Raw genomic sequence first — 16112 nt, forward strand, 5'->3', positions numbered from 1 at the left:
CGGGCCCCGCAGTCAGAGTCCTGGTCTTGCGCGTGGCGGCCGAGAACCCGGGATGGGGCCATCGGCGCATCCACGGCGAACTCACCCGCCTCGGCCACAAGATGGCCGCCTCCACCGTGTGGAACATCCTCAGCCAGGCCGGCATCGACCCTGTAGGTGCTGAGAACCACATCCGTGCTGCTCACGCTGCATGTTGGTACTCGTGCAGGATGCCGCCGAGGCGGTCGCGTCGGTGGGCGTCAAGGTGGACGGGCCGGTCGGGTTCGGTGATCGGTTCGGGCAGTCGGCGCAGGGGTGCGGCGCCGGCGAGGGTGCGGTGCGGGCGGTGCGCGTTGTAGAACGCCTCGTACTCGCGCAGGGCGTGCAGCAGGTGGGCATGGTCCCAGATCAGGGTGCGGTCGAGGAGTTCAGTCCGGCACGAGCGGATCCAGCGCTCCATGATCGCGTTCATGCGGGGCATTCTCACCCCGGTTTGCACGACCTTGATTCCCTCCTCGGCCAGGACGCCGTCGAAGCCGGCCGGGTAGCGCACGTCGCGGTCCCGGATCAGGTATTTGATCTTCGTTCCGGCGTCCTGGATATCCATGGCCAGGTTCCTTGCGAGTTGGGTGACCCATGCCGTGGTCGGGTGGGTGGTGACGCCAAGGACCCGCACGCGGCGGGTGGCGTGTTCGATCACCGCGAGGACGGTCAGGGTCGTTCCGGTGAGGGTCTTGGTCTCGAAGAAGTCGGCGGCCAGGATGGCGTCGGCCTGGGAACGCAGGAAGTCGGCCCACGTGGTGTGCCCCCGTTCGGGTGCGGGCGGGATGCCGTGTTCCTTGAGGATGGTCCACACGGTGGAGGCGGCGACCTTGATGCCGAGCGCGGTGAGTTCTCCGTGCACGCGCCTGTAGCCCCATTCTGGGTTCTCTCGCACGAGGCGCAGGACCAGGGCGCGGATGGAGCGGACGGTGCGGGGCCGACCCCGGTGTTTGGGGCGGGAGGCCTTGGCGTGGCGTCGGCGCAGGAGTTCGCGGTGCCGGCGCAGCACAGTGTCAGCGGAGACGATCAAATGGATTTGACGAAGCCGCACCCGGGGGAGGCGGTGCAGCAGTGCGGCGAGCAGCGCCCGGTCGGGCCAGGTCAGATGTGGCTTGCCTACCTGCCGCTGCAGCACGACGAGTTGGTGGCGCAGCGCCAGGATCTCCAGATGCTTCTCCCGATCGCCCATCGGCAACAGCCGTATGAAGCTGAAGGCGGTCGACAGGGCGAGGTACGGCAGTCGCAACAGCACAGTTGAGCATCCTCGCATTCGGTCCAGGCGTGCTCCAAGAAGCCCCTCCCCGCGCGAAAGGCTGACGCATCAGCTGCACACCGCTGACCCCGGATCAGGCCTGTGACCAGCACGGATGCAATATTCGGCACGTACAGGGCCGACGAGAATGGCCTGTCCCGCTACTCGGACCAGTGGACGGCGGTCGACCTGCGGCGACGCATCATGGACATGGGCGAGAGCAAGAGCCACCGGCCCGCCACGATCTGCAGCCACGTGTCCCTGCTGCAGCGGATGACGGCCGTCGCTCCCGCCCTGAGCCTGCCTTGGCCCGCCGAGGACCTCTGGCCAGGCAAGAGCGCACGGGAGGTGTCCGAGTACGCCGAGCTGTCGACGCAGGCCGTCCCGCCCCAGATCTGGTTCCCCCTGATCCGCGCGGCCTGGGCCTTCGTCCACACCTTCGCCGCCGATATCTTCCGCGCCGACCGCCGCTACCAGGAACTGCGCGACGCCGCCCAGAAGTCGGTCGTCGGCAAGGACGCCGAGCTGGACACCTGGCTTGCCGACCAGAACAACACGGTCCCCGTCCACTACGAGCCCGACCGGCCCGCCGGGCAGGTGCCGGGCGTCAACTGGCGGCTGATGGCCCTGAACCTGGGCGTCTGGGCCGAACGGCACGGCGCCCTGTTCAGTCCCGGACCCCGGTCCACCGCCCGCCGCCGGGCCAAGGTCTTGCAGGCCGTTGCCGACGGACGCGTCACCCACCAAGGGCTGATCGAGGATCTGGCGGAGGTGACCCGCCCGGACGGCAGCACCGGGCCGTGGCACCTGGGCATCGATCCCTACGACCTCCACCGGCTCCGGATCATGTTGCGAAATGCCGCATTCACCCTGGTCGTCGGGTTCTTGATGATGCGGGACTCGGAGATCCAGGAGATCGTACGCGGGAGCGTCGTCGAGCACTACAACTCGCCCGCCATCGCCTCGACCCTGCGTAAGGGCAACTCCAGCCTGCCCCGCAAGCACTGGTGGATCGCCGAGCCGGTCGCGGAAGCCATCGCGGTCGCCGAAGCCGTCTCCGTCCATCCCGACCGGGTCTTCGCCCCGCTGCATCGCAAGAACGATGCCGAGTCGCTCGACGGCGTCTGGATGATGGCGGCGTTCATCGCGTTCGTGAACCAGGGGCGGAGCTGGTCCGGGCTCGATGAGATCCCGGACGGATACGTCCGCCCGCACATGTTCCGTCGGACTATGAGCATGCTCACCGACCAGTTCGCCGGCTCCGAGATCGCGCTGGGCATGCAACTCAAGCACTTCGCCACCCGGGCCCTCGCGAACACCTCCACCCTCGGCTATGCAGCCGCGGACAGCGCTTGGGCCGAGCACCTCAAGGACGCGATCGAGGTCGCCAAGTTCGGCAAGCTCAAAGAGCTCTACGGGCTCCACAAGGTTGGTCAGCCGATCGGATTCGGTCCCGGCGCCGAACGGGTCAAGGACGCCTTCGACCAGGTCATCGCCAACGTCAAGGCCCGCGGCGGCGATGCCCGCGTCGAGGAGGACCTGCTTCGCAAGATCCGGATCACCATCCGCTTCGGCACCTTGAACAACTGCCTCTACGACGGCACCAACCCGGCCGGCGCGGTCTGCCTGGAGGACGCGATCATCCCAGAAGGCCACACCGGCCCGCTGGACGAGCGCTGCCGCCCCGACCGATGCGGCAACAGCATGATCGGCATCGAGCACGTCCCCATCCACGACTCCCATCGCCGGACCCAGCTCAAGCTCCTCCAGACGCCAGGTTTGCCGAAATGCCGAAAAGAGCTGGTCACTCGGGAGCTTCAGCGCGTCGAAGCCGTCCTGGACAAGGCCAAGGAGGCGCTGGGATGACGACACCCGCGTCCCCCGGCGCCGAAGACCGAGTGAGTGCCAAGACTGCTGCCGCCCTCCGGGCCGCGATGGCGCGACTCCTCGCCGGCCGTCCCGAGAGGACCGACGGCCGACTCACCAAGGAGAACCTCTGGCGGGAGGCCCAGGTCAGCAGGGCCACCATGAACCGAGCCCATGGTGTCCTCGCTGAGTGGGACGCGCACATCGCCCACCACGGCAAGACCACAGCAGGCGAGGCTCGCCGTGACGAAACCATCGCTGACCTGCGCAAGAAGCTGAGCGCCAAGACCCAGGAGTGCACCCGCCTGCAGAAGCAACTCAAGGCCGCCGCCGTCGCGATCGCCGCACTCCACCACGACAACGAAGCGTTGCGGGACGAGCTCAGCGAGCGCGCGAAGACGGTCGTTGTCGGCATCGGCTCGCAGCGAGGAAGGACACCCCGTGGCAGATGACCACCCGCCCAGCCATCCGGAGCACCCCACGAGCCTGTCTCACCACCCCGATCCACCAAGTTGGGCCGCACGGACGACGACCGTTCTCTCACCTGCGTCGGCGGCAAGATCGGATGTCTCATGAGACACGCTGAACGCGAAGAACAGCGCCACCTCGACCTCAAGAACGACTTCTACGCAGAGGTCAGGGCGCGCGGGCAGACGCCGCACTCCGAGATCCGTCTGCGCCGGCAGATCGTCAAACTGAAGGAGCTCCGCGCCAGGACGCCACCGAGCTGGCCCAGCTGCGGACCGACGTCGAGCACCTCGTCCGCGCTGTGAACCAACTGACCGCGCACAACCGGCAGCTGCTCCACGCCCTGTCGCAGCCCGGCTCCCCGGTCCGGGCGCTGCCGACCCAGCCACATCCAGGACGAAGCCACTGAGTCGCTGCCTACCAGGTGGTGGCTTCACCGCAAAGTGCAGCTGCCCAGCGGTGAGTCGACCAGCGAGCGGGACGAAAGGCGTACCCGGCCATCACCGCCCGCGCGCTCGGAGGCGGGCCCGCCCTGGCGGGGGAACCATCCGTGGTCAGATACGGCGGGCGGCCCAGACGGTGCGCTCGGTGCGTACCGTCAGGTCGTCGCGGCGCAGGATGCTGTGCGGGCTGCTGGTGTCGAGGAGCTGGTCGAGCGCGGTGAGGTCCTCGGGGGAGAGCCTGTCTGCGATGACGCTGCGGATGCGCTGCAGGACGCCGGTGGCGTAGCGGCCGATCGCTTCGCTGCGCGAGCCTTCGAGGTTCACGGCGATGGTGCGTTCGCCCTCGACGGTGAATCCGGCGGCGGTCAGCATCGGGCCCCAGTCGGCACCGCGGTGGGGCATGTGTTCGGCTTGGCGGCGGTCGGCGGCGGCGTGGACGCGCTCTTCCAGGCCGGGCCTGTCCTCGGGGGCGTTTTCGGGCAGGAAGCGGGGGTGGCCGGCCAGTTCGACGACGGCGAACAGGCCGCCGGGCGCGAGCGCGTCGTGGACGTTGCGCAGTGCGCGGTCGGGGTGAGCCATGTGGTGCATCGAGGCCGATGCCCAGACCAGGTCCGGTGAGCCGAGGTCGGGCCAGGCGTCGTCGTCGAGGTCGGTCTGCACGGTGCGTACGCGTTCCTCGACGCCGCGGGTGCACGCCTTGGTGCGCAGGCGCTGCAGGTGTTCGGCGGAGGCGTCGACGGCGGTGACGTGCGCGTCGGGGAAGCGGTCGAGGAGGGCGAAGGTGCCCGCGCCCGTGCCGCAGCCCAGGTCCACGATGTGGTGCGGGGCGGTCTGCAGCGGCAGCCATGCAGTGATGGAGGCGGTGTGCTCGGCGAAAACCTCGGCGTCCAGGTCGAGGATCTCCGCCTGGCCGTCCATTGCGTGCTCGTGGTGGTGACCGTGCGAAGCGCCGTGGTCGGGGGTGTGGGTGAGTGCGTGGTTCATGCTCTTCACACTAAGGTGGATATGCTCCTGCAGCACGAAGTGTCCCCGTTTACGCAAGATGATGGTCGAGGGCGCTGCCCGACGCGCAAGATGTCACCGCCAGGGAAGGCCGTCGCGCGGCCTCACGGTCACTCGGGAGCGCCTTGGGTGTCGTCGTCGCTGTCGCCCTGGTGGCCGCGGCGGGCGTCGCGGTCGAAGATGCCAAGGATCTCGCAGGGTCCGCCGTCGGCGCCGATCGCGTGCGGCATCATCGTGGGGAACTCGGCGGCCTGGTTGCTCTCGAGGCGGAAGCGGCGGTGGCCGAGCATGAGGATCGCGGTGCCGGACAGGACGACGAGCCATTCGCGCCCCGGGTGGGCGCGCATGCGCGCCGGGTTCTCGGGGGGCGGTTCGGCCATGCGCTGCCGCACCACGCTCATCCCGGGGTCGGCCTTGATGGTCCAACGCATCCGACCGTGGGTGCTGTCGATTGTCGGGCTGGTGACGACGTCGTCGGTGGCGGTCTCCACGAGCTGATCGAGCGTGGTGTCCAGGGCGCGGGCGAGGGTGACCAGCTGATCCAGTGCGAGGCGGCGCTGGCCGTTCTCGATGCGGCTCAGTGAGGACTGACTGAGGTGGGCGCGGGAGGCCAATTCCTCCAGGGACCAGCCCTGCGCGACCCGCAGTGCGCGGATGCGTTTGCGTACGAGGCTGTCCAGATCTCCATCTTCTTGCGTCATAGGCAACAGTGTATGTCTTCGACGCAACTCCGCTTAACCTCGTGTGCAGATGGTCCGCGACGTCTGGGACCAGTGCACGAGGAAAGGCAGGAGGCCATGGCTGTGACAACTTCTCCGTACGCGAGTGACGCACTGCCCGAGGGGACCGTCGATGTGGTGGTGATCGGCGGGGGCGCCGCAGGGCTGAACGGAGCGCTGATGCTCGCCCGCTCCCGCCGCTCGGTCGTCGTGATCGACAGCGGCTCCCCGCGCAACGCGCCCGCCGAGGCCATGCACGGATTCATTGTCCTGGACGGCACCCCGCCGCCCGAGATCCGTCGGCGGGGGCGGGAGCAGGTGCGCCAGTACGGAGGGCGCGTCGTCTTCGGTGAGGTGGCCTCGTCCGAGTCCGCCGCCCCGGCGACGGACGGGGATCTGCGGTTCACCGTCACCTTGGCCGACGGACGGAGCATGAGTGCGCGCCGGGTCCTGGTGGCCACCGGCCTGAAGGATGTGCTGCCCGAGGTCCCTGGCCTCGCCGAGCACTGGGGCCGCGGTGTGGTGCACTGCCCGTACTGCCACGGCTGGGAGGTGCGTGATGAGCCCATAGGCATCCTCGCCACTGGCCCGGCCTCCATCGGCCATGCGTTCCTGTTTCGGCAGCTGACCGAGAACCTGACCTTCTTCGCCCAGGGCACTGACCTGGACGAATCAACCCGCGCCCGCTTCGCCGCCCGCGGCATCCGCATCGTCGACACCCCGGTGCAGGAGGTCGTCAACAACGAGGACGGCACCCTCGCCGGCGTGCGCCTGGCCGACGGCCATGTCGTGGCCCGCAGCGTCCTCGCAGTCGCCACCCGGATGGAGGCCCGTACCGAGGGCCTGCAGGGCCTGAAGCTGCTGATGCAGGACCTGCCCGACAACATGGGCCGCGGCTTCGCCTGCGGCATGGCGGGCACCACCGAGGTGCCGGGCGTCTGGGTGGCGGGCAACGCCACCGACCTTGCCGCCCAGGTCGGCGCCGCCGCAGCGGCCGGCGCCCTGGCCGGCGCCCACATCAACAGCGTGCTGGCCACCGCAGACACCGACGCGGCTCTCGCCGCAGCCCAGGGCGAAACTCCCGCCCTCTGATATCCGGCGCGGCACCGGCCGCCGCACGCCCCCGATGTGTGCGGCGGCCCGGGCCCCACCCACCCCCTTCACCCAGCGACCGGTCCTGCTCCGGCGCTGACTCGGCATGCCGTTTTGAGAGGAATCCATGAGTACGAACCAGCCCGTACCGGCCACGCCGGCCGGCGGCCGGGGCGCCCCCGACGCGCGTCAACTGCGCACGATCCTGATCACCGTCTCCATCGCCCTGATGGCGGTCATCGCCTCGGTGACCGGGCTGAACGTCGCGCAGACCCACATGGCAGTGGAATTCGGTGCATCCCAGAGCACGGTCCTGTGGATCATCAACATCTACACCCTCGCCCTGGCCGCGCTGCTGCTGCCGCTCGGCGCCCTGGGCGACCGCCTGGGCCGCAAGCCCATGCTCATCGCCGGACTGAGCGTTTTCGGCATCGCCACCGTGGTCGCGGGCCTGGCCCCGACGGCCGAAGTGATGCTCGCCGCCCGCGTGGCCAGCGGCATCGGCGCCGCCATGATCATGCCGATCACGCTCGCCGTCATCACCTCCACCTTCCCCGAAGAGCAGCGCGGCAAGGCGATCGGCGTGTGGACCGGTATCGCCGGAGGCGGCGGCATCCTGGGCATGTTCCTCTCTGCGCTCCTCGTCGACGTCGCCGACTGGCGCTGGCTGTTCGTCCTGCCCGCGCTCCTGGTCCTCGTGGCCCTGGCCATGACGCTGAAGTCGATTCCTAACTCCCGCGAGACCTCGGCCCATCGATTCGACACCGTCGGCGCGCTGGTCTCCATCATCGCTGTGGTCGGCCTCATCTTCGTCCTGCAGGAAGGCCCCGAACGCGGCTGGACCGCGCCCGAGACGCTGATCAGTCTGACCGTCGGCCTCATCGCCACCATCGGGTTCGTGGCCTGGGAGCTGCACCGCCGCGACGCCTCCCTGCTGGACGTGCGGCTGTTCCGGGAGCGCGGACTGTCGGGGGGCTCGATCACGCTGCTGGTGGTCTTCGGTGTCCAGGCGGGCATCGGCGTGGTCCTCTTCCCGTTCTTCCAGGCCGTACTCGGCTGGTCGGGCCTGCTGTCCACGGTCGCGATGATGCCCATGGCCCTCGCGATGATGATGGCCTCCGGCCTGGCCCCCAAGCTGGCCGCAGGGATCGGCGCACGCTCGACCATGGTCGTGGGCATCGCACTGGCCGGCGTCGGCATGGCGCTCATGGCGCTGTTCGTCTCCGTCAGCGGCGGCTACCTGTCCGTCCTGCCCGGCCTGCTCGCCATGGGCGTCGGCATGGGCCTGTCGATGACCCCGTCCACGGAGGCCATCACCGGCTCCCTGCCGCGCGAGAAGCAGGGTGTCGCCTCCGCCCTCAACGACGTCACCCGCGAATTCGGCACCGCACTCGGCGTCGCCCTGCTCGGCGCACTCGTGTCTGCCGGCTACCGCAACGCCATCGACGACAAGCTGCACGGCATCCCCCAAAGCGCCGCGGACACCGCCCGCGAGGGCGTCGCCAACGCAGTTGAGGTGGCGGGCGCCACCGGACCACATGCACCAGGCGTGCTCCACGCGGCGCAGCAGTCCTTCGTCGACGGCTGGCAGCAGGCCATGTGGGCAGGCGCCGTCATCATGGGCGCCCTGTTCATCTACATCGCCCTCCGCGGCCCCAAGAACACACCCTCCGCGGTCGCGGACGAGACAGACCCCGCTGAGGCTGTCTCCGCCGGCTGACCGCACAAGAGCCGGGCCACAGCAAGCAGACCGCCCCGCGAACACCGCGTTCACCCCCGACCAGGAAGTCCGTTGAAGTCGAGCTGCCCCTGTCCGGAATCGAAAACGTCGGAAGGCGGTTGCTCCGAGCGAGGCTGCGACCGGAACCAGAGGCCGGTCACAGCCTCGCTCGTGCTGCGTGCACCCTCTGACCCGCCCCTTGCCAGAGGATCCGTGTGCGTTTGGGTTCAACACGCTGTACTTGACAGGGAACAGGCACGATCGGTGTAGAGCTTGGTGGTGAGCTGGTGCCCGCACCCCCCGAGCCACACCCCGCGCCAGTAGCTCTGGCCGGCATGGCGCTCCCGGAAGCTGTCGAGTTCTATCGCTTCCATCGGCAGAACGACAGGATCCTCCGACTCGGCGTGACCAATCACGGCTGTCTGCACGCGGCGTCTGTCCATGGCCATACAACCTCCAACGGCACTGGAAACGGCAGGTGCCCCGCCTCCACGTCGGCGACTGGCCACACTGCCAGTCGCCCAACTTGCCGACGGTATCCCCAGGCGCTGACAACGCAGGGTTGGTTACGCCCTGCCGGAACGGCGCCTCGTTGACGTGCCAACAGCGGTAATCGCGGCAGATCGGAGGACGGGTCGGCCTGTCCAATCGACATTCGCTCTCCGTTCTCACCTACGAAGTCAGATGATCGACGAGGATGCCGGGCCACTCCGTTTCAGAGTGCGTGTCCGTGGTGGTCGATGGCCGCAGGCAGGATTCGGAGCCGTTCGGTGAGTTCGGCTCCGTGTTCGGTGGGGAGCGCGATGGCGAGGTGGTGGAGCCGGGTGCGGGCGGTGGAGCGGAGCCGGGCGGCGGGAACGTGATCCAGGACGTGCAGGGCACGTTGGACGGCATCCTGTGGGGAATCGGCGGCTTCGGCCTGGGCGAGTACGAGGGTGGCTGCCGTCCAGCCGCCCGTGCCGTCCGGGCATGATGCTGCGGATGCTTCGGCGCGGGCTCGGGCCTGCTGGTGACGCCCGAGAGCGAGGTCGGCTTCGGCCTGGTGGAGTGCGAGCTCGGGTTCGTCGAACCCGAACCTGCCCGGCGCGGTCCCGGACGGATCGGCCTCCAGCTCCGCCAACGCTGTAACACAGAGCCTGGTCAGCGTCATCGGCACGTTGCAGGCGGGCAAGAGCCGGCAGCAGCGCCCAGGCATGCAGTTGCGCCCGGACCAGGCCGGCCGGGGCGAGGCGGGCGCCGCGTTCCGCATGGGCGAGAGGGGTGTCGTAGCGGCTGGTGGTGCGGGCGACCATGCTGTGCGCGCCCCACGCCCAAGCGGCCAGACGGACATCGCCGCTGCGCTCACCCCAGGCCGCGGCCGCGGACAGGTGAGTACGGGCTCCGGTCAGATCATCCAGGTGGAACGCCAGGTTCCCCAGCAGTGCCGAGAGCCAGCCGACCTGCCGCTGAATATCGACCCCGTACGAACCGGCAGGCTGGGCCTGGAGGACCGGGGTGAGGAGCTGGCGGACCTGGCGTACTTCGTCGAACAGGATCTGCGGCGGGTGCTTGGAGTAGTTCAGCGCGTAGTGCTCGACGGCCGCTTCGACCAGCTCTGCGGTCCCGACGCTGCCCTGCGGGTCTCAGTGCCCGCACCCACGGCCAGCTCACCTCGCCGACAGTAAAGACCGCCCCACACCGGCACCTCCCGAACCCCGGCGAATCACCCCAACGAGGCACCCTCACAAGATCTGCACTGAACGCCGAACGTACAAGCCCAGCTCTGCTGCCGCCCGGCTGAATACTCCGGCCGATCCAGCACGACGCGGCTGCTGCTGACGCCAAGGCGGAACGCGGAGTCCAGACCAGTCAGCCGAGGCGGTAGCAGGCTTTGTGATCCGATCCCTTGAACTGAATGCACATTATGGTCTCTTTGGGCATCTTCCGTCCGCCGGACCGGCCGCGGTGCCTCCACAGGGTTTCCACCGCGGCGCCGGGCGCCCGCCCGTTGTCGCCCGTCCACGAGGACCGCTTCCACCTGCTGGCCTTCGCGCCGTGTCCCGGTCTCTTGTTCGACCACCGGGCCCAGTAGGTATGTCCCGCCCGTCCGGAGACCTTGTGGGCGATGATCAGCGGCACCCGCCGGGAGGAGGTGTCGTACCGCAGCACGATGCAGTAGTCGCCCCGCGGTGTGCAGCGGTGGGTTTCCACCATCCGGGCCGCAGCGGCGGACTGCGCCGCGAGCACCGGCGGGGGAGTGGACACGAGCACAGCGGCCGCCCCGGCGGCCAGACAGATAATCCGTCGCATGAGGGCCCAACGCACCGGCAGTACGGAAGTTACGACGCCCGTGCGCGAGATCGCAGCCGGTCTCGCCCTGGTCGGCTTCGCCGCCAAGGTCGACAACACTGCGGCTGGCGGGGCGTCAGTCGAGTTGGGCGAGTTTCTCCTGCGCTCCGGCAACGCTCACCTGTAGCCCTTCCACCTTGCCCAGCCATCCTTCGCGTTCGACCTCGGCGATGCGGACGAGGAGGTTGTCGCGGACCTCGACGAGCCGGTCACGCTGGACGGGGGCGGGCCAGAGCACCGGGCAGCGCACGCAGGCATCTCTCCCAACGCCCTGGACATCGCGGAGATCGTCCGGCATCTGCTGGACAAGGGCCGGAGACGCCTGGCCCAGATCTTCGCCTCTTCGCCGCTGACACCCGACGGCGCGCATCAGCCCGCCCCACGGCGGGCTGAGAACCAGGCCATCCCGTATGACTTCGGCCAGTGCGCACCGCTGCGCGCGCCCGTAGCGCCCCCGGTCCACCGTGCTGCAGGTACCCACCAAGGGGTGGGCAGCGGCCACCGGACCAGGGGTTGATACACCGTCACGGTGCGGGCAGTCTGCTCCTCCCACGACACCCGCAGGATCCGTCACCCGGTGCGTGCCGTCGGTGCGCACGAACCTCTGGGGGTGTTCAGCCGCAGTCGTTTCGGTTGATTTTCAGGGAGCGGGTCTGGTCGTTGAGGTTGCAGCCGCGCAGGTCGTGGATAGAGCCGCCGCTGCGGGTGACGCAGACCCAGCGGCCGCTGTAGTTCCGTTTCTCGTAGACGCGGGCGGTGCGGTCGGAGTTGTTGCGGACCGAGCTGCCGCGGTCACGGATCGCGGACGGCAGGTCCTTCACGCCGCCGTCCACGGCACACCGTACCCATGGCTGCCCACCGAAGTTGATCTCCGGGTAGATACACACGTAGCCGGACGGGCAGTCGATACCGGCCCGTACCGTGCCGGTGCTACCGGAGGCGGAGGCGGGAACGGCCGGCGAGGAAAGGGCCAGGGCGACAACCGCCGCGGCACGCATCACATTTTTGATCACGACACTAGACATACGGGCTGCAGGGCGCAGGAAGAACGACCTGGCCTGCGGGTTCACTCCGGCGGAGGAGCGCGACAAGGGGTGCGACCGGCGTGAGCATGGCTGGGGACGTCGATGCCGTCTTTGACGTGACCGACTTCGAGCCCGCGCTGAGCGTTGATGGCTGGGACCAGATCGTCGAGGTCAGGTTGTACCTTCACAGGCTGCGCCAGCCCGGTGGTGACCTCACCTCGAAGCCGACGCCAGCGACTCCGAGCCTTGCAGCATTCGAGGGGGCGAGGAGTACGGGATTGACCGGCTGTTCGGCGAGCCGGCCGCGGAACTGCAGGAAGGACGTTGGCGCCCGCTGCTGGCGAGACGGGTGTTCATCCCAAAGCCCGGCACCGCTGAGCAGAGGCCGCTGTCGATTCCCTCTGTACGTGGCCGCATCGTGCAGGCGGTGCTGAAGATCGTGCTTGAGCCGGTTTTCAAGGCCGACATGCTCCCGTGCTCGTTCGGGTTCCGGCCCGGGCGCGGAGGCAGCGGGCGAGGACGGCCATCGGTGTCAGTGAAGGCGGTGTCGACCTGGCTGCTGCGCCGCAGGATGGACCTTGGCGGATAGTGGGTGTGGCGAGCGACGCCCCTCTGCCGTGTGTGCGGCGCGACCGCCGTCTGCTCCGGGGTGGCGCGGATCAGGGCCGGGCGTGCCCGGGTGAGGATCTCGTCGCTGTGCTGGACTACGCCGAGATCGCGCATCTGCTGGCTGGGCTGCGCCTGAAAGCCCAGGGCTTGTTCGCCACCGGAGTCGGCCGGGTCGCGGAGGGGGCGGGACGTGCCCCGCGCCGCGGACCCGGCCGGAGTGGCCGGGGGAGCCGGAGGATGTGGTTACTTGCCGATCATGAACTCGCTGACCTTGAGCGGGCGGTTGACGATGCGGACGTCGCCGATCCAGCCGTGGAAGATCTGGTCGATGCTGCCGCCGTACTCGTAACCGCCCAGCAACCAGGGCAGGTTGAGAGTGGTCAGGCCGATGGCCACGGTCGAGGGGTTGTCGACCGTCTCGCAGCCCTCGACGTACATGACGGTGCGGCGGCCGTCGTTGACGACGGCTAGGTGCCACCAGGCGTCCTCCGGGAGGGCGTGGCCCCAGTTTGTGGATCCCTCCGTGAGGTTCGTCGGATAGACGGCCCATTGGGGTTCGCGTCCGCTGGAGAGGCTGAGGGTGACGATGGGCTCATCCGGGTCCGTGTTGCCCGTGGACTTGCCGGCCTGGCCGGCCTCGCCCAGCGGCTGAGCAGGGCCATCCACGAGTTGTCGTCGGACGACCACGTGGTGGGGACCTTCACGAACGCCTCGAAGGTGTAACCCTGTTTGAAGGTATCGGAGTTGAGTGGGGCCTTGTCGTCCGTCGTCAAGTAGGCGCCGTGCAGCGGGTTCTTGCCGCCGGAGAAGAGCAGGCTCCCGTGGCCGGGCTGGTCGGGGTGGTGGTCGTCGGACCAGACCAGCGCGTCGCTCGCGGAACCCGGCACGGTCACCAGCGTGCTGAGGTCGTTGCCGTGGCCGGACAGGTCCGGGATGCGCTGGCCGGAGGCGAACGCCGAACCCGGCTTGCCGCCCTGGTCGAAGCGCCAGTACGCGAGCGTACCGGGCACGATCATGCGCTGCGCGGATCGCGCGGGCCGCACCGGGACGGGAATGAAGCCCGAGAAGCGCTGCTCGAAGTCGATCGCCACCGAGAAGTAGTCCACGGGCGAGGTCAGGCGGGCTATCTGCCCGGCGAGCACGTTCCGTTCGGCGGACTTCTGGTCCAGGATCCACGGCGCCATGGTCTCGACGTCGATCGTGTTCCGGTCGAGGTCGAAGTGGTACAGGCGGATCATCGCCGCGCCGCCGTAGTAGCGGTTCTGGTAGTTGGTGATGTGGACGTGGACATCGTTGTCGGTCGTGTTCTTCATCGTGGTGCGCGCGGGCGGCCAGTAGTGCCCGTTGAGCGTGAGGAAGATCTGGTCGTTGTCCTTGATCAGCTCGTCCCACATCTTGTGGCCGAAGTTGCTCAGGACGGCGTCGTCGTCCGGGTTCCCGTAGTCCTCGGGGTACACGTCGTCGGTGTAGTTCGCGTTGGCGATCTCGTGCGTCGTCAGGATCACCGGCATGTGAGGGTGGTCCTTGATGACCTTGTTCGCCCAGGCGAAGCCTGCTGCCGACGGCCGCCAGTCCATCGCCAGCAGCAGCCACTCGTGGCCGGCCGCGCGGAAGACGTGGTAGGTGTTGTAGCCGTCCGGCGACGCGCCGCGGAACGACGGCGACTTCTTGAACCGCTGCGGGCCCAGGGTCTGGAGGTACGGGGTGCTGCCGCGCTGGTCGTCACCCCGGACGTCGTGGTTTCCCGCGACCACGCTGTAGGCGGCGCCGCCGCGGTCCAGCATGTCGAAGACCTGGTCCATGTGGGCGAATTCGGCGGCCGTGCCGTTCTCGGTCAAGTCGCCGAGGTGCGCCATGAAGACGATGTTGTCGCCCTCGGCGTTCGCGTTGTCCAGGATGTACTGGAACGACGCCTGCAGGGGCTCGGGCTTGATGCTGTCGCCGAAGAACAGGAACTGAGTGTCGGGCATCACAGCCACCGTGAACTGACGGCTCTCGGTGTCCGGCCTCCATCGCCCGCGCTGCCGCGCGGCCGGGTTGCCGGAGGCCGGGCCGGACGTGGCCGGCGCGGCGGCGAACGCGGGCGCCGCGCTCCCCGCCGTGAGGGCCGCGGCCCCTATGCCCGCGAGCCCGGTCGTCTGCAGGAACGACCTACGGCTGCGGCCGGCCGCCCCGCCGGCCGACAGGTCATCGGCGTCGTGCTGGTCATGGTTGCACATCTATCCTCCACAGGCCCCCGCGGCGACTGTTCGGCCGGAGCGAGCGAGTCGCACCGTACGGGGGATCGGCCAACGAACGGAGAACGTTCCATGAATCGCCTGCATCCGGAAAAAGCAGCTCGCACCAGGCATTTCACGGAATTTGTGTAGTCTGGGCACGGGGTGTCCGGGGGAGTTCCGGGGGAGGCATGGCCCCGTCTCCCGTGGCGCGACAAAGGGTGCGGCCGGCGTGAGCATGGTGGGGGACGTTGGTGCCGTCTTTGAGAGGGCGTTAAGTCCCATCTCTCTGGGTTCGTGATCGCTCGTTCGTGTGACTGGTTGCCGTTCGGGGCGGCGATTGGGCATGTGCATGCTCGGATATCGGCATGGAGCGTGGGCCGTATCCGAGCGACTTATCGGACGAACAGTGGGCGTTGACCGAGCCGATGACCTTGTCCTGGAAGCAGGACCGTGTGGCGCGGTCGGCGACCAAGGATCCCGGGACCTGTGATCTCTGGGAGGTCGTGAACGCGATCTTCTACCAGAACCGGACGGGCTGCCAGTGGCGCTACCTGCCCCATGACCTGCCCGCCTGGTCGGCGGTGTTCTATTACTTCACGCTGTGGCGCAAGGACGGGCTCGACCAGCGGATCCAGGAACTCCTGCGCTGCCAAGTACGGGAGAAGGCCCGCCGATTAGAGGACCCGTCCCTCGTGGTCATCGACACCCAGTCCGTGCGCGCGGCCGCGGGAGTCCCGAAAACCACGACGGGACTGGACGCCAACAAGCGGACGCCGGGGCGCAAGCGGGGACTGGCCGTCGACGTGCTGGGACTGATCATCGGTGTCGTCGTCCTGGCCGCCTCCGCGCACGACAACGCCGCCGGGGTGGCCCTTCTCGACCAGGCAGCGGATCGGTGCGGGATGCGCCTGGAGAAGGCCCTGGTGGACCAGGGATTCAAGGACGAGGTCATCATCCACGGTGCACTGCTGGACATCACCGTCGAGGTCGTCCGCCGCAACCCGGAGGACCAAGGCAAAGGCTTCGTCCCACAGCCGAAAAGGTGGGTGGTCGAGCAGGTCAACGGCACGTTGATGCTGCACCGGCGCCAGGCCCGCGAATACGACCACCGGCCCGACAACGCCGCCTCGCGTGTCTACTGGGTCTCCACCGCGAACATGACCCGCCGCCTCACCGCACCCGCACCAGCCTGGCGCGATGACACGTCATCACCTACTCCGACTACTCGCCCTCCCAGTGCGACGGCGAGCTGTACATCGACCCGCGCTACACCCTGGACTCCAACAGCGACGCCACGACCTGGAAGATCGGGGTCATGGCCCGTATCTGGAAGAACGGCCAGCCCAAG

At 68.6% G+C, this 16112-nt stretch carries 14 protein-coding genes and 2 pseudogenes; 7 read left to right on the forward strand and 9 right to left on the reverse strand.

What is annotated here, in order from left to right:
- The coding region (locus AB0I23_RS39725) for a hypothetical protein (RefSeq protein ID WP_359117879.1) at positions 1-185 on the reverse strand (185 nt) is incomplete at its 3' end.
- Positions 182-1273: an integrase core domain-containing protein gene (locus AB0I23_RS39730; protein ID WP_359117851.1), complete on the reverse strand. Its 1092-nt coding sequence runs from the start codon at positions 1271-1273 to the stop codon at positions 182-184. The genes AB0I23_RS39725 and AB0I23_RS39730, both read right to left, overlap by 4 nt.
- A gap of 102 nt (positions 1274-1375) precedes the next feature.
- On the opposite strand from AB0I23_RS39730, the gene AB0I23_RS39735 reads away from it, so the two are divergent.
- The 3 genes from AB0I23_RS39735 (at position 1376) to AB0I23_RS39745 (ending at position 3912) form a co-directional block, all read left to right on the forward strand.
- On the forward strand, positions 1376-3139 hold the full coding sequence (locus tag AB0I23_RS39735; protein ID WP_359117853.1) for an integrase: 1764 nt from the start codon (positions 1376-1378) through the stop codon (positions 3137-3139).
- A complete protein-coding gene (locus AB0I23_RS39740; RefSeq protein ID WP_359117855.1) occupies positions 3136-3591 on the forward strand; it encodes a hypothetical protein in 456 nt (151 codons plus the stop codon). The genes AB0I23_RS39735 and AB0I23_RS39740 overlap by 4 nt, the downstream gene beginning before the upstream one ends.
- Positions 3592-3711: 120 nt before the next feature.
- Positions 3712-3912, forward strand: coding sequence for a hypothetical protein (locus AB0I23_RS39745; RefSeq protein ID WP_359117857.1), 201 nt, complete (start codon positions 3712-3714; stop codon positions 3910-3912).
- Positions 3913-4161: 249 nt separating this feature from the next.
- Here AB0I23_RS39745 and AB0I23_RS39750 read toward each other — a convergent pair whose 3' ends face one another.
- Together AB0I23_RS39750 and AB0I23_RS39755 are read right to left on the reverse strand one after the other, a co-directional pair.
- Positions 4162-5034: a class I SAM-dependent methyltransferase gene (locus AB0I23_RS39750; RefSeq protein WP_359117860.1), complete on the reverse strand. Its 873-nt coding sequence runs from the start codon at positions 5032-5034 to the stop codon at positions 4162-4164.
- A gap of 128 nt (positions 5035-5162) precedes the next feature.
- Positions 5163-5753, reverse strand: a complete 591-nt coding sequence (locus tag AB0I23_RS39755; RefSeq protein ID WP_359117863.1) for a helix-turn-helix domain-containing protein — start codon at positions 5751-5753, stop codon at positions 5163-5165.
- A 96-nt stretch (positions 5754-5849) separates the two neighbouring features.
- Between AB0I23_RS39755 and AB0I23_RS39760 the strand changes: the two genes are divergently transcribed.
- Both AB0I23_RS39760 and AB0I23_RS39765 read left to right on the forward strand, forming a co-directional pair.
- Positions 5850-6863 carry an NAD(P)/FAD-dependent oxidoreductase gene (locus AB0I23_RS39760; RefSeq protein ID WP_359117865.1) on the forward strand — a complete coding sequence of 338 codons (1014 nt, stop codon included), beginning with the start codon at positions 5850-5852 and terminating at the stop codon, positions 6861-6863.
- Between the two features lie 127 nt (positions 6864-6990).
- Positions 6991-8583, forward strand: coding sequence for an MFS transporter (locus AB0I23_RS39765; protein ID WP_359117867.1), 1593 nt, complete (start codon positions 6991-6993; stop codon positions 8581-8583).
- A 715-nt stretch (positions 8584-9298) separates the two neighbouring features.
- Here AB0I23_RS39765 and AB0I23_RS39770 read toward each other — a convergent pair.
- Positions 9299-9733 carry a hypothetical protein gene (locus tag AB0I23_RS39770; protein WP_359117869.1) on the reverse strand — a complete coding sequence of 145 codons (435 nt, stop codon included), beginning with the start codon at positions 9731-9733 and terminating at the stop codon, positions 9299-9301.
- Between the two features lie 43 nt (positions 9734-9776).
- On the opposite strand from AB0I23_RS39770, the gene AB0I23_RS39775 reads away from it, so the two are divergent.
- Positions 9777-10247, forward strand: a complete 471-nt coding sequence (locus tag AB0I23_RS39775; RefSeq protein ID WP_359117871.1) for a hypothetical protein — start codon at positions 9777-9779, stop codon at positions 10245-10247.
- Between the two features lie 184 nt (positions 10248-10431).
- On the opposite strand, the gene AB0I23_RS39780 is transcribed toward AB0I23_RS39775, so the two are convergent.
- The 4 genes and pseudogenes from AB0I23_RS39780 to AB0I23_RS39795 form a co-directional block, all read right to left on the reverse strand.
- A complete protein-coding gene (locus AB0I23_RS39780; RefSeq protein WP_359117872.1) occupies positions 10432-10827 on the reverse strand; it encodes a hypothetical protein in 396 nt (131 codons plus the stop codon).
- A gap of 160 nt (positions 10828-10987) precedes the next feature.
- On the reverse strand, positions 10988-11161 hold the full coding sequence (locus AB0I23_RS39785) for a hypothetical protein (RefSeq protein ID WP_359117874.1): 174 nt from the start codon (positions 11159-11161) through the stop codon (positions 10988-10990).
- A gap of 364 nt (positions 11162-11525) precedes the next feature.
- Positions 11526-11924: a peptidase inhibitor family I36 protein gene (locus AB0I23_RS39790; protein ID WP_359117876.1), complete on the reverse strand. Its 399-nt coding sequence runs from the start codon at positions 11922-11924 to the stop codon at positions 11526-11528.
- Positions 11925-12788: 864 nt separating this feature from the next.
- A pseudogene (locus AB0I23_RS39795) lies at positions 12789-14764 on the reverse strand (LamG-like jellyroll fold domain-containing protein).
- Between the two features lie 365 nt (positions 14765-15129).
- Between AB0I23_RS39795 and AB0I23_RS39800 the strand changes: the two are divergent.
- Positions 15130-15966, forward strand: a pseudogene (locus tag AB0I23_RS39800) (IS5 family transposase); the annotation flags it as partial.
- Positions 15967-16112: the final 146 nt, after the last annotated feature.

Source organism: Streptomyces atratus (assembly GCF_040655115.1).
GTDB classification, from domain to species: domain Bacteria; phylum Actinomycetota; class Actinomycetes; order Streptomycetales; family Streptomycetaceae; genus Streptomyces; species Streptomyces atratus_D.